This window comes from Citrobacter sp. GW821-FHT07H02 (assembly GCF_059418505.1).
This window is the reverse complement of sequence record NZ_JBWKPZ010000002.1, coordinates 153,511-166,340: the sequence shown is the minus strand read 5'-3', so window position 1 is coordinate 166,340 and position 12,830 is coordinate 153,511. Positions and strand designations below refer to the sequence as shown.

Below are 12,830 nucleotides of genomic sequence, written 5' to 3'. Positions count from 1 at the left end.
AATGTCGTGTTCACAATGGTTGGGAAAGCAGACGATGACGTTGTAGCGTGACGACGTCCAGGCACGCTAAGGCATGGGTTGGACAGGCCTCGACACAGGCGGGCCCCGCCTCGCGATGCCAGCAAAGATCGCACTTGATGGCCTGCGTCCGTGACAACGTCGAAACCACATTCATCGCCCCAAACGGGCATGCCAGCATACAACTTTTACACCCGATACAGCGCGATTGCTCAACGAAGATATGCCCACGTTCGCGACGAATAGCCTGCGTCGGGCAGACGTTCGCACACGGTGCATCTTCACATTGATGGCAGGTGACCGCTGTGGTGAATGCGTTATCTTTAATGACCCGAATTCGCGAGACAAATTCTCCGGAGGAGACTGCTGCGCAGTCCTGGTTCTCCTGATGTGAGACCACACAGGCAACTTCGCAGGTCCGACATCCAATGCACTTCGTTGCATCCGCCACAATAAATGGGTTCATGACCTGCTCCCTTCGACCTAAAACGCCAGAGTGCCAGAGTGGCCGCCAGCGCTGCTTTGATCCGACAACGGAAATCACACATTTTTGTCAGATGCCCGTCATGTTCTGGTGTTTTGTCTGACGACGTTAATCCCTCACACTAAAACCCAGTTCATTCGAATTTGCCAAAGCGGCCTCACGCAGCAACTTAAGAAAATTCTTTTCTCTCACCGGCTTAAGGCATAGAGAAATAAAAGATAAAACCAACCCGGCGGCACAACAGGCGCTTGCAGGTCAGGCTCATCCCTTCATGCTACAATCACAGCACTTTACCTTTCGATGAGAAAATAAAAATGAGCAAGGACAGCGCCACCGACATCTCCATGAAGCGAATCAAACCGTCAGCAATCTATCGGCTTATGCTGATTGGCCTTGGTATTCCATTGCAAATTTTTGCGGTGGTGTGCGGTGTGATGGGTATCTTTGGGGCCGACATGGTGAAATGGAACGATCAACCGGTACATGGCATTCTTGCGCTTCCGGCAGCGATGTTCAGCGCCCTGTTTGTTACCGTTATCTTTACCGCATTCATGGGCTCAGTCACCTGCCTGGGACTGTGGATCTACAGCCGTTTTCGTCCTCTTAAGGTAAAGACGCTGGATTAACCCGGCCGGCACGCAGCCGGGCTAAAACCATTATCAGAAGCGCCAGCTCAGTCCGGTCATGAAAGCGAAACTGTCGTCGCGATCCACCATCGGGCTGTCTTTAACATCGTCCGGCAGCACGGTATAGGTTGCGTTGGCAACCAGCACCAGATTGTTGGTTAACGGATACTTCATGGTCAGACCCACATACGGCATCCAGCTGTCGTCAGGCGAGTAGCTGGACAGTCCGCTGCGGCGGGATTCGCTGCCCGATACACCGTAGTAGTAGTCGTTGAAATTTTCGTCGTAATAGAAGACACCAGCAGACGGTGTAAGGGTGAATTTACCCACAGGCATTTGGCGGAAAACAGAAACCTCACCCATCCAACCATTGCTGTTATCCAGAACATCTGCGGCAGCAGAGACTTTCACGCTTCCCCACTTCTCGTGGCGATACCATGCGGCACCGACCATGGCTGTGCTGTCGCGCTTATCCAGCTGCTTCATGTCATGCTCATCGTTGTCGGCAGGATCAAACTCCAGCGGCATCCAGGAAGCGGTTATGCTAAATTCGTTTTTTTCATTTTTTGAAAGAATATAACCTAAGGATGTTTGTCTGAAATAAAAAGACTCACTTTCGTAACTGATCAGCGGCACCGCGTGAACATTTTCATTATAGCCGCGATACGGTGATTCATTATAAACAGCACCGGCACCAAGAGAGAATTCTGAAGCAGTTGCACTCGCCATAAAAGACATTGCAAATACTGCCAAAATATTACGTTTAATTAACATGCCAAACTTTCCATTTTAAAATAAGCTACAAAGCGCGTGCATAATAATGCTTACAATTTCATCGATGCAATGTACTTATTTATATAGTAATATATAAATTCATATATACATGGATTCCATGATGAATAAACAACAACTCAAGCTGAGAGAATTAAAGATTATCTCGGTAATTGCTGCCAGCGAAAATATCAGCCATGCCGCGTTAGCGCTGGGTATCGCACAGGCAAACGTTAGCAAGTACCTTGCTGATTTTGAATCAAAAATAGGATTAAAGGTATTCGACAGAACCACCCGACAACTGACGCTCACACCGTTTGGGGCCGCGCTTCTCCCGTATATCAACACCTGCCTGGATAAAAATAATCAGTTAACTAATTTTATTGCTGATTATAAGCATGAAAAAAGCGGACGCGTTACCGTGTATGCACCTACAGGTATTACTTCTTATTTATCTAAGAATGTTATTGCTAATATATCAAATATTGGCGACATTATTTTAACACTTAAAACATCAAACCTTGAACGAAAAGCATTTTATGAAGGTGTCGACTTTCCAGATGACTGCGACATTATGGTGACGTATGCGCCACCGAAAGATCAAACGTTGGTTGCCTCATTCCTGGCAAAATATGCCGTCAGCGCTTATGCCAGTCGTGAATATCTAAATAAGCATCCCATTAATCACCCCCAGGAACTTGAAAATCATTCCTGTATTCTTATTGATTCAATGATGATTGATGATGCCAATATCTGGCGTTTTGCATCAAACGGCGGGGTGGATATTCATGAGTATCGGGTGAAAGGAAATTATGTTTGCGACAATACGCAAGCAGCACTCGACCTTGCCCGCAATCATTTGGGCATTGTCTTTGCGCCAGATACAACATTGAAGCAGGATATTCAGTCTGGAACGTTGTTCCCCTGTTTTCCGGAACAACATCAGTGGTGGCTGGATTTAGTCGTTATCTTCCGCAAGCGTGAGTATCAACCCTGGCGGGTGCAGTATGTGCTGGATGAGTTGCTGAACGAAATTCGTCATCAGCTTGCTCACGTAATCCAGAAATCACCTGAGCAAGCTTGTCAGTTAACAGATCAATGATCGAGATACAGGTAGTGCATCCAACTGGTCATTCGCAACAGCACTTTACGCATAATGGAGACGTGGCTGAAGTGCTCGGAATAGACGGCAACCTGGGCGAAGATACCGTCAGGCAGCGCGTTGAAATCCACATTCTCATTCAGTTCGATGCTGGCGATCACCCCATCTGTTCCAGGCGTGACGTTTAAAGATTGTAAGGCGCCCATCGACTGATATGTCCCCCCGGGTACTGCGGGGCTAATGGAAGAGAGCTTCCCGCTATACACTCTTCCCGGCAAGGCGTTAAACACCACTTCAGCTTCATCGCCAGGCTTCAAACGCAGCAGCGAGTTCTGCCGGAACTGAGCGATAATTTGTCGTTTCTGGCTGGGAATAAACACCATCACCGGACGCAGAGGCAGAGCGGCGGCATAGGTGCCAGGACGGATCAATACCTGCGTCGCATATCCATCGCTCGGCGCGCGCACGACGGTTTGTTCAAGGTTAAATTCAGCTTCCGCAAGTTGCGCTCTGAGGCTGGCGACCTGCGAGTTTTCGCCCTCAACCAGACTGTCTAACTGACTTTGGATCTGCTGCTCTTCTGCAATGGATGATTTGACTGCCGCTTCCTGAGCCAGATAGTTCTGCCGTGCAGCATCAATATCGCGTTCCGAGAACGGATTCACTTTTGCCTGACTGCCCTGCAGGTAACGCTGATAATCTTTCCCAACTCGATCCCGCGTGGCTTTCGCCTTCTGAGTATTTGCCTGCATTTCTGCCAGTTGCGCGACAAGCGTCTGCTCTTTATGGGTCGCCGTGACAATATCAGCCTGCAAACGATTAACCCGAGCCTGATAACGTCCCGGATTCAATTTGAAAAGAATTTCCCCTTTTTTTATCAGGGTATCTTTCTTATCCGTCACTTCGATGACAGTACCTGTCACCAACGGCACTACCGGAATGGAAACCACCGCCTTCTGCGCTTTAAAAGTATACGGATGGTTATAGTTCATCAGTAATATTAAACCGCTCACAATAAATATACCGCCTAATGCCGCAGTCGGTATTGTCCATTTATTGACGGGAATTTTGAAGATCTTAAACATGGCCCATGCAAAAGCCACATAGGTGAGAATAATCAGTAAATCCATAACAATTACTCCGCTGGGGAGGACTTAGCCTCGGCCAGTTGTTTTTCCAGTCCGGCGACACGTTGTTGCAACTCAATAAGGTCAGGGTTATGACTCTGCATTCCCCATCCGCGGTCCGGACGATACAGCGTGGCCCAAATCCATAAGAAAGGCCAAATAATATGTAACGTAAACAAACTCACCCAACCGGCGACATGTATCGCATCGGCATGTGGATGATTGCGTTTTTTCGCAATGAGGTAAGGAATATCATGCAGAATGATAATCCCATAAAAAATAACCAGGAATACGACAACCAATACACCTAGTGCAAAATAATTCAGGAACATATTTCCCTCAAAAACTCAAAAAATATCAATCAGCATTTTAACAAAAACAAATACATCTGGAGGATAGTAATGGGGGGGGAGCTCGCCAGGCAATGCCCATATTTATATAAAGCTATATAGTTTTATATGTACTACAGTGGTGTTGCGGATGAACCTGCGCTGGATTTGAAGGGATTCATGCCCGGTAAACGTAAGGTCACCGGGCATGTTATAAAATTAATATCAGAACAATCCTAGCGGTTTATCAGAGTAGCTCACCAGCAGACATTTGGTTTGCTGATAGTGCTCGAGCATCATTTTGTGTGTCTCTCGGCCAATGCCCGACTGCTTATAGCCCCCAAACGCGGCATGCGCGGGATAAGCATGGTAACAGTTGGTCCACACGCGCCCGGCCTGAATACCACGTCCCATTTTATAGGCCAGATTGCCATTGCGACTCCAGACCCCAGCGCCGAGGCCATATTGAGTGTCGTTAGCGAGCGCCAGCGCTTCATCCATCGTTTTGAAGGTCGTCACCGCCAGCACCGGGCCGAAGATCTCCTCCTGGAATACGCGCATATTGTTCTTACCGAACAGGATGGTCGGCTCGAGGTAGTAGCCCTCTTTTAACTCACCTTCCAGCTGTTTGCGCCGCCCGCCAGTCAGAACATCAGCCCCTTCTTTCTTACCAATATCAATGTAATTCAGAATGGTTTCCATCTGACCATGAGAGACCTGCGCCCCCATCTGCGTCACGCTGTCGAGCGGGTTACCACTGCGGATGCTCTCTACCCGGCGAATCGCTCGTTCCATAAAGCGCTCATAAATGGATTCCTGTACCAGCGCGCGACTCGGGCAAGTACAGACCTCGCCCTGGTTAAATGCAAAGAGGGCAAAGCCTTCCAGCGCCTTGTCGAAGAACGCATCTTCTTCATCCATCACATCAGCAAAGAAGATATTCGGGGATTTCCCACCCAGCTCCAGCGTCACCGGAATAATGTTCTGCGTGGCATACTGCATGATCTGCTGCCCAACTTCCGTTGAACCGGTAAACGCCACTTTTGCGATGCGTTTCGAGGTTGCCAGATATTCACCGATCTCCCCGCCCGCACCGTTAACCACGTTCACCACGCCCGGCGGCAACAAATCGCCAATGATTTCCATCAGCAACAGCACCGAAAGCGGTGTCAGACGTGCGGGTTTGAGCACTACACAGTTGCCCGCCGCCAGCGCTGGCGCCATTTTCCAGCTTGCCATCAGCAGAGGGAAGTTCCACGGAATGATTTGTCCCACCACGCCAAGCGGTTCATGGAAATGGTAAGCGACCGTGTCGCTGTCCACTTCACTGATACCGCCTTCCTGCGCACGGATGCACGAGGCAAAATAGCGGAAATGATCGATCGCCAGCGGCACGTCGGCAGCGCTGGTTTCACGAATCGGTTTGCCGTTGTCCCAGGTTTCCGCCGTTGCCAGCAGCTCCAGATTTTGCTCCATACGATCGGCAATTTTGAACAGAATGGCAGCGCGATCCTGTACAGAGGTATGCGCCCATTTGTCTTTTATCTTATGGGCAGCATCAAGTGCCAGATCGATATCTTTTTTGCCGGAAGAGGCCACTTCACACAGCAGTTGCCCGGTCACAGGCGTCAGGTTCTGATAGTACTCACCGTCTGCAGGCGCAACCCAGTCGCCACCGATAAAGTTGTCGTAGCGGGCTTTTAACTTCAGAGGATAACCATATTCGCCGGGCTGGATACGTGTTGAAGGGGGATTATTGGTCATGAACGTCTCCTTAGCTGTAGAGGTACTACAAGGGTAGACGTGGCTGGCGAAATCTTCGCCAGCCTTTTCATGCTTTACGACAAGTATCACGAATTACATGGCAGCACGATAAATCGCCATGATCTCCTCGTGGGTCGCCTGGATCGGGTTGGTCAGACCGCAAGCATCTTTCAGCGCATTGGTCGCCAGTACCGGAAAGTCTTCTTCTTTCACGTTCAGATCCCGCAGACCCGCCGGGATGTTCACCTGCTGCGCCAGTTCACGAATCGCGGCGATACAAGCTTGCGCGCCTTCCGCGTCGCTCATACCAGCCACGTTCACGCCCATCGCCGCCGCGCAATCACGCAGACGTCCTGCCGCAACCTGGCTGTTAAATACCTGAACGTGCGGCAGCAATACGGCGTTACACACGCCATGCGGCAGGTTGTAGAAACCGCCGAGCTGGTGCGCCATCGCATGGACATAGCCAAGAGAGGCGTTGTTAAACGCCATTCCCGCCAGGAACTGCGCATAGGCCATCGCTTCACGCGCCTGCGCGTTGCTGCCATCTTCAACCGCAGTCGGCAGATTCTCGGCAATCATGGTGACGGCTTTCAGAGCGCATGCATCGGTAATCGGCGTGGCGGCAATAGAAACGTACGCTTCAATCGCGTGGGTCAACGCATCCATGCCGGTCGCGGCGGTCAGCGATTTCGGCATACCGACCATCAGCGAAGAGTCGTTCACGGAGAGAAGCGGGGTGACGTGTTTATCCACAATCGCCATTTTAATGTGGCGCGCTTCGTCGGTGATGATGCAGAAGCGGGTCATTTCCGATGCAGTTCCTGCCGTGGTGTTAATGGCAATCATAGGCAGCTGTGGTTTCGCAGAGCGGTCCACGCCTTCATAATCACGGATATCACCGCCGTTAGCCGCCACCAGCGCAATACCTTTTGCGCAGTCGTGCGGGGATCCACCGCCCAGAGAAATCACGCTGTCGCACGCATTTTCTTCAAGCATTTTCAGCCCAGCGGCAACGTTTCCAGTGGTTGGGTTAGGCTGCGTACCATCATAAACCACGCTGAAAATATCACGTTCCTGCAGCGCTTTTTGAATTTCGCCCGCCATACCTAATTTTGTCAGCATCGTATCCGTGACAATTAACGTGCGGCGAAATCCATATTCCGCCATTGTGTTCATCGCGTCTTTCAGTGAATCAGCGCCAATGATATTAACGGAAGGAATAAAAAATGTTGAAGCAGCCATAAAACTATCCTTAATTTCATCAATAAATCAGAAAAGCAGCATACGGAGTAATGTTTACTCAAAATATGATCAGCGTTGTTTTTTTCATAATGATGAAAATAAAAAAGCACATTCGGTTAATAACTGAACATGCTTTATCCAAATCAATGTATTTTTTGTATTAATTTATGTCGTGCATATATTAACCGTATCATTTCTTTTCAGGAAATAATAAAGCATCCCGTAACAGGTGATCATTTCCCCGGCGACGAGTAAAACCAATCCTGTCAAAATACTCCAGAATCTGAATGGCCAGTTTTCGCCCAACATTGAGTCGATCACGGAAATCAGCCGCACAGGTTGATCCTTTTTCCCTATCCAGGTCGCGGATCATATTGGCAAAAGAGACAATCCGATCATTACGGTAATAACGATCTTTCACGATTGCTGTAATCATTCCTTGCTGCGCAGCTTGTCGTAATACCTGACGCATGTTTTGTTCATCACTTCCGGTTTCCCGCGCCAGATCCCGCACCCACCAGGGTTCATCGCCAAACAGCGATTCGGTTTTGTGCCAGATGACCTGTTGCTCGTCGCTGAACCCGGCTTTGTGATCGGGGAGATGCAACCACCCGTGATGGCTATGAATAACGCCACTTTCCCGCATACGTTCGATCAGCAACAATACCAGCGCTTCGTCTTCCATTGGCAGCGCCATGCGTCGCAGCCGCTCGCGTCCAGGTCCCGGTTCGTCACGATGCTGCTCATGGTAGGTCACCAGCGTATCGAGGATTTTACGCTGCCAGCGGGCGGCGACAGGGGCGTTCAACAGGCTGTATCCGGCCTGAATAAAATCAGGCTGATCAATAAGTTGACGCATACCTTCGCCATTGAGTTGGCGCGCCCACGCAAAATCGGGCAGATTGACGGCCCCACGCTCCAGATGAATCGCCAGCGCGGCGCTGTCATCCTGCGCATTTTCCAACGCCGACAGCCACTGTAAATAGTCGGGCTTACGTTTACCGCGGCGCGGCGGATTGAGCATCACAATACGCGCTCCCGCCAACGTGGCGCGCGCGGAGATATCACGCAATACCAGGCGGTCGTTATCAGCAAGCCAGAGCGGAGTATCAAAAACCAGCTCGGCCAGCGAACCTTCCAGCAGCGAGACGCGCCCGGTCACATGGCTGGCGGCATGGTGGATATGCAGTGGCTGCCACTGCGTGAGCGGCGCCTGTTGTTCTAAAGAGACAATGACGCGGGTGAATGCCTCGGGCGGCGCATCGGAGAGCAACCAGTCGCCACGGTTAAGCTGATCTTTTTCCGCGTCGCCCGCGATATTTAACGCGATACGCTGCCCCGCATGGGCGTACTCAGTCGGCTGATTTTGCGCATGCAGGCTACGTACACGCATCGGTTTATTCACGCCAGTGAGCCACAACGTGTCGCCGACATGGACTTCACCACTGAGCGCTGTCCCGGTTACCACCAGTCCCGCTCCTTTCACCGTAAAGGCGCGATCGAGGGCCAGACGGAAACTCTGATTACTTGCATGGGCACGCGTCGATAATTGCTGCAGATGTTCACGCAACGTGTCAATGCCGCGCCCTTCACTGGCGGCGGTCACAAACAGCTCAGCCCCGGAAAAACCATAGTGCGCCAGCGTCGTCTGGATCTCTTCACGCACCTCTTCAATTCGCGCCTCATCCACCCGGTCAGCTTTGGTGAGTGCGACGGTGAGTTGCGGATTCCCCGTCAGTTTTAGGATCTGCAGATGTTCGCGCGTTTGCGCCATTACGCCATCGTCGCAAGCCACCACCAGCAGTGCGTGGTCAATACCGCCCACCCCCGCCAGCATGTTGGACAAAAATTTCTCGTGGCCTGGAACATCAATAAACCCAAGCACGCGACCATCCGCCTGCGGCCAGTAGGCATACCCCAGGTCGATGGTCATGCCGCGCTTTTTCTCTTCAGGCAGACGATCGGCATTCACACCCGTAATCGCCTGTAATAACGTTGTTTTACCGTGGTCAACGTGTCCGGCAGTGGCAATAATCATTTCAACATCAACTCCATAAACCGGGTTTCATCTTCAAGACAGCGCAAATCCAGCCATAAGCGGCCATCGTAAATGCGGCCAATGATTGGCGTAGGTAGCGCACGCCAGCGCGCCGCCAGCGCGTCGAGATGGCTTCCCCGCCCATCATGCGGGGTAAATGTCAGTGCCGCGCTGGGCAACCGATCAACAGGCAGTGAACCGCTGCCAATCTGCGACAGACAGGGCATGACATTGACGGCAAACAGCCCTTCATAATGCGCGGCAATCAACGTCTGTAACCGCTGTGCCTGTGCCTGAATCGCCGCTTCGCTGCGGGTTAACAGCCGCAGTGTCGGTAATTTCTCTGCTAATGCTTCCGGGTGCAGGTACAGACGCAGCGTCGCTTCCAGCGCAGCGAGGGTCATTTTATCCGCCCGCAGTGCACGTTTCAGCGGGTGACGTTGCAAACGGGCAATCATCTCTTTCTTACCGACAATAATCCCGGCCTGCGGTCCGCCCAGCAGTTTGTCGCCAGAAAAACTCACCAGGCTGACGCCAGCCGCAATCAGTTGCTGCGGCATCGGCTCTTTTGGCAAACCATACTGACTCAGATCCACCAGTGAACCACTACCCAGATCCGTCACCACTGGAATATCCCGCTCCATCCCGATGGTCGCCAGTTCAGCTTCATCCACCGAGTGAGTAAATCCTTCGATGCTGTAGTTACTGGTATGCACTTTCATCAGCAGGCCCGTGTTCTCGTTCACCGCCTGGCGATAATCATCTGCATGCGTCCGATTGGTCGTTCCCACCTCATGCAGCGTACACCCGGCCTGACGCATGACATCCGGAATGCGGAACGCGCCGCCAATCTCGACCAGTTCACCGCGGGAAACGACCACCTCTTTGCCGCTGGCCATTGCCGCCAGCATCAACAGCACCGCCGCCGCGTTGTTATTGACGATACAGGCGTCTTCCGCACCGGTGATGCGGCACAACAGGTCAGCTAACGCCCGATCGCGATGCCCGCGGCCGGCATCATCCAGGTCATACTCCAGCGTTACCGGAGAGCGCATCGCATCTGCGACGGCGTCAATCGCCTCTTGCGCCTGTATCGCACGCCCGAGATTGGTGTGCAGCACCGTTCCTGTCAGGTTGAACACTGGGCGTAACGCACTTTGCGACTCTTTTTCCAGCCGGGCTTTCGCCTCTTGCGCCCAGTTTTCACTCCATACCGGCAATGCCTGCGCGTCCCGTATCATCTCTCTGGCTTCATCGAGCATCTGGCGAAGCAGCTCCACCAGTTGGGTATGCCCGTGAATGTCACGCAAAGAATGAAAGGCGCTATCACGCAATAAGCGATCAATAGCGGGAAGCTGACTGTAAAGCGAACGCGTTTCGGTTGTCATGAAAAAGCCTGGCTGTTGGTGGCCCTCTCCGGTGCGGAGAGGGAGGTAGACATAGGGGGGGATTGTACCGTGAGTTTATTCAGGCGGACATAATACGCGTCAAGCCTTTGGCGGTTCTGTGCGCGCGAAGCTTTCACGACTAAAGAGTGTTTCGACCAGTTTGACTAACTGCGGCCTGTCCACACACCAGCCAGGCGCTACGCGGCGGAAGTTGAGATAACCCACCGCACAGGCAATCGCGATAGTGGCCAGGTTCACCGTATCGGTGGTGATCGTCCCCTTCGCGAGATAGCCCTCCAGCGCATCCAGGCTGCGGTTGATCTTCTCCCGGTGGCGCAGCAGTTCCGTTCCTGATTGTTGTGCTGCGGGTCGCGCCTGTTCACGAACAGAAACCAGCCCAGCGTCCATGATGCCGTCCGCCAGCGCTTCAATCTGCCGAACTTTCAGCGACGCCATCGGTTCACGCGGCAGCATGGCCGGAGCGATATCCAGCAATTCGATATATTCCGCAATGATGGGCGAATCGAACCAGAACTCCCCATCATCAGTCACCAGCGCGGGGACTTTGCCCAGCGGGTTATAATCCGCCACGCTATTTTCTGCGTTGTAAGGGAGTTCATTAACAAATTCGAAGGTGATGCCCTTTTCCAGCAACAGAATGGAAATTTTGCGTACAAATGGGCTGGTGTAGCTGCCGATGAGTTTCATGTTCAGTCCTTTTTGCCAACAAAAATATCAGTATGGCTCAGGATTGAGCAAAAGGCAGGTGATGCTTATCGCACTCCTGCCTTTCATTTCATTAGTGATCCAAATAGAGATAGTGCATCCAGCTGGTCATGCGCAGCAATACCTTACGCATGACGGACACATGGGCGAAATGGTCAGAGTAAACAGCCACCTGCGCATAGATACCATCGGGTAATGCTTCTACCTCAGCGTTCGGATCCAAATCAATCAGCGCGAGGACGCCATCCGTTCCCGGAACCACAGTCAGCGACTGCAATACCCCCTGAGCCTGGTAAGAGCCACCGGGGACCACCGGCAAAACGCTGTTCAGTTTGCCGTGAAAAACTTGCCCTGGCAGCGCGTTGAACACCACTTCCGCATCATCACCCGCTTCAAGACGTAGTAATGAATTTTGGCGGAATTGCGCAACAATTTGTCGTTTTTGCTCAGGAATAAACACCATCACCGGGCGTAACGGTAGCGCGGCCGCATAGGTACCAGGACGGATAAGCACCTGGGTGACATAGCCGTTGCTGGGCGCGCGAATCACCGTTTGTTCAAGGTTATACCTGGCTTCCGCCAGTTGTGCTCTCAGGCTGACGATCTGCGACTGTTCGCCGTTGACCATGCTATCTAACTGACTCTGAATTTGCGCTTGTTCTGCAACGGAGCCTTTTACCATGGCATCCTGCGCCAGATAGTTTTGCCGGGCATTGTCGATGTCGCTTTCAGAGAAAGGATTCACCTTCGCCTGGCTGCCCTTCAGGTAACGTTGATAATCTTTAAACAGCCGATCGCGTTCGGCGGATACCCGCGTGGTATTCGCCTGCGCTTCAGCGAGCTGCGCTTTTAACGTCTGTATATTATGCGTTTCCGTCACCAGGTCAGCCTGCAGGCGATCGACTCGCGCCTGATAACGAACAGGGTCGAGTTTAAACAACACCTCACCCTTTTTAATCAACTGATTATTTTTATCCGTCACTTCGCTAACAATGCCGGTGACCTGCGGCGTAATCGGGATGGAAATAACCGCTTTCTGTGCCGTAAAGGTGTAGGGGTGGTTGTAGTTCATTAAGAGAATGAGCCCACTCACCAAAAATACACCGCCTAATGCTGCCGTTGCCAACGTCCATTGATTGACCGGGATCCTGAAAATCTTAAATACCGCCCACGCCAACGCCACGTAGGTCAACACAATCAGCAGATCCATGA

Annotated in this window: 12 protein-coding genes and 1 pseudogene; 2 read left to right on the top strand and 11 right to left on the bottom strand. The window is 51.8% G+C overall.

Annotation, left to right across the window (positions count from 1 at the left end; all coding sequences use genetic code 11):
* Positions 1-10: 10 nt before the first annotated feature.
* On the bottom strand, positions 11-484 hold the full coding sequence (locus AC07NP_RS03950; RefSeq protein ID WP_494659637.1) for a 4Fe-4S dicluster domain-containing protein: 474 nt from the start codon (positions 482-484) through the stop codon (positions 11-13).
* Between the two features lie 126 nt (positions 485-610).
* Positions 611-703, bottom strand: a pseudogene (locus AC07NP_RS03945) (IclR family transcriptional regulator); the annotation flags it as partial.
* Between the two features lie 113 nt (positions 704-816).
* Between AC07NP_RS03945 and AC07NP_RS03940 the strand changes: the two are divergent.
* Positions 817-1,128 (top strand): hypothetical protein, encoded by a 312-nt coding sequence (locus AC07NP_RS03940; RefSeq protein ID WP_203359607.1) that lies wholly within the window; start codon positions 817-819, stop codon positions 1,126-1,128.
* 33 nt (positions 1,129-1,161) lie between these two features.
* Here AC07NP_RS03940 and AC07NP_RS03935 read toward each other — a convergent pair whose 3' ends face one another.
* Complete coding sequence (locus tag AC07NP_RS03935; RefSeq protein ID WP_203359606.1) at positions 1,162-1,902, bottom strand: MipA/OmpV family protein; 741 nt, start codon at positions 1,900-1,902, stop codon at positions 1,162-1,164.
* A gap of 121 nt (positions 1,903-2,023) precedes the next feature.
* On the opposite strand from AC07NP_RS03935, the gene AC07NP_RS03930 reads away from it, so the two are divergent.
* Entirely contained in the window at positions 2,024-3,001 is a 978-nt protein-coding gene (locus tag AC07NP_RS03930) for a LysR family transcriptional regulator (protein ID WP_203361188.1), read from the top strand.
* On the opposite strand, the gene AC07NP_RS03925 is transcribed toward AC07NP_RS03930, so the two are convergent.
* The 8 genes from AC07NP_RS03925 to AC07NP_RS03890 all read right to left on the bottom strand — a co-directional run bounded on the left by AC07NP_RS03925 (position 2,995) and on the right by AC07NP_RS03890 (position 12,828).
* A complete protein-coding gene (locus AC07NP_RS03925; protein ID WP_494659636.1) occupies positions 2,995-4,131 on the bottom strand; it encodes an HlyD family secretion protein in 1,137 nt (378 codons plus the stop codon). The genes AC07NP_RS03930 and AC07NP_RS03925 overlap by 7 nt on opposite strands.
* A 5-nt stretch (positions 4,132-4,136) precedes the next feature.
* Positions 4,137-4,460, bottom strand: a complete 324-nt coding sequence (locus tag AC07NP_RS03920) for a DUF3302 domain-containing protein (protein ID WP_203359604.1) — start codon at positions 4,458-4,460, stop codon at positions 4,137-4,139.
* 222 nt (positions 4,461-4,682) lie between these two features.
* The gene (aldB, locus tag AC07NP_RS03915) at positions 4,683-6,221 is read right to left on the bottom strand and encodes an aldehyde dehydrogenase AldB (protein ID WP_192614128.1); all 1,539 of its coding nucleotides are present in this window, start codon (positions 6,219-6,221) and stop codon (positions 4,683-4,685) included.
* Positions 6,222-6,314: 93 nt separating this feature from the next.
* Positions 6,315-7,466, bottom strand: a complete 1,152-nt coding sequence (gene yiaY / locus AC07NP_RS03910) for an L-threonine dehydrogenase (RefSeq protein ID WP_203359603.1) — start codon at positions 7,464-7,466, stop codon at positions 6,315-6,317.
* 190 nt (positions 7,467-7,656) lie between these two features.
* Positions 7,657-9,504, bottom strand: coding sequence for a selenocysteine-specific translation elongation factor (selB, locus tag AC07NP_RS03905; RefSeq protein ID WP_494659635.1), 1,848 nt, complete (start codon positions 9,502-9,504; stop codon positions 7,657-7,659).
* Entirely contained in the window at positions 9,501-10,892 is a 1,392-nt protein-coding gene (gene selA / locus AC07NP_RS03900) for an L-seryl-tRNA(Sec) selenium transferase (RefSeq protein ID WP_494659634.1), read from the bottom strand. The genes selB and selA overlap by 4 nt, the downstream gene beginning before the upstream one ends.
* Before the next feature lie 99 nt (positions 10,893-10,991).
* Entirely contained in the window at positions 10,992-11,600 is a 609-nt protein-coding gene (locus AC07NP_RS03895) for a glutathione S-transferase (protein ID WP_494659633.1), read from the bottom strand.
* 91 nt (positions 11,601-11,691) lie between these two features.
* Positions 11,692-12,828, bottom strand: a complete 1,137-nt coding sequence (locus AC07NP_RS03890; protein WP_203359599.1) for an HlyD family secretion protein — start codon at positions 12,826-12,828, stop codon at positions 11,692-11,694.
* Between the last annotated feature and the right edge of the window lie 2 nt (positions 12,829-12,830).

Excerpts from the sequence above, each read along its gene's own strand:
- selA (WP_494659634.1), bottom strand. The coding sequence starts at position 10,892 with ATGACAACCGAAACGCGTTCGCTTTACAGTCAGCTTCCCGCTATTGAT.
- yiaY (WP_203359603.1), bottom strand. The coding sequence starts at position 7,466 with ATGGCTGCTTCAACATTTTTTATTCCTTCCGTTAATATCATTGGCGCT.
- AC07NP_RS03950 (WP_494659637.1), bottom strand. The coding sequence starts at position 484 with ATGAACCCATTTATTGTGGCGGATGCAACGAAGTGCATTGGATGTCGG.
- AC07NP_RS03895 (WP_494659633.1), bottom strand. The coding sequence starts at position 11,600 with ATGAAACTCATCGGCAGCTACACCAGCCCATTTGTACGCAAAATTTCC.
- AC07NP_RS03940 (WP_203359607.1), top strand. The coding sequence starts at position 817 with ATGAGCAAGGACAGCGCCACCGACATCTCCATGAAGCGAATCAAACCG.
- aldB (WP_192614128.1), bottom strand. The coding sequence starts at position 6,221 with ATGACCAATAATCCCCCTTCAACACGTATCCAGCCCGGCGAATATGGT.
- AC07NP_RS03930 (WP_203361188.1), top strand. The coding sequence starts at position 2,024 with ATGAATAAACAACAACTCAAGCTGAGAGAATTAAAGATTATCTCGGTA.
- AC07NP_RS03920 (WP_203359604.1), bottom strand. The coding sequence starts at position 4,460 with ATGTTCCTGAATTATTTTGCACTAGGTGTATTGGTTGTCGTATTCCTG.
- selB (WP_494659635.1), bottom strand. The coding sequence starts at position 9,504 with ATGATTATTGCCACTGCCGGACACGTTGACCACGGTAAAACAACGTTA.
- AC07NP_RS03935 (WP_203359606.1), bottom strand. The coding sequence starts at position 1,902 with ATGTTAATTAAACGTAATATTTTGGCAGTATTTGCAATGTCTTTTATG.
- AC07NP_RS03925 (WP_494659636.1), bottom strand. The coding sequence starts at position 4,131 with ATGGATTTACTGATTATTCTCACCTATGTGGCTTTTGCATGGGCCATG.
- AC07NP_RS03890 (WP_203359599.1), bottom strand. The coding sequence starts at position 12,828 with ATGGATCTGCTGATTGTGTTGACCTACGTGGCGTTGGCGTGGGCGGTA.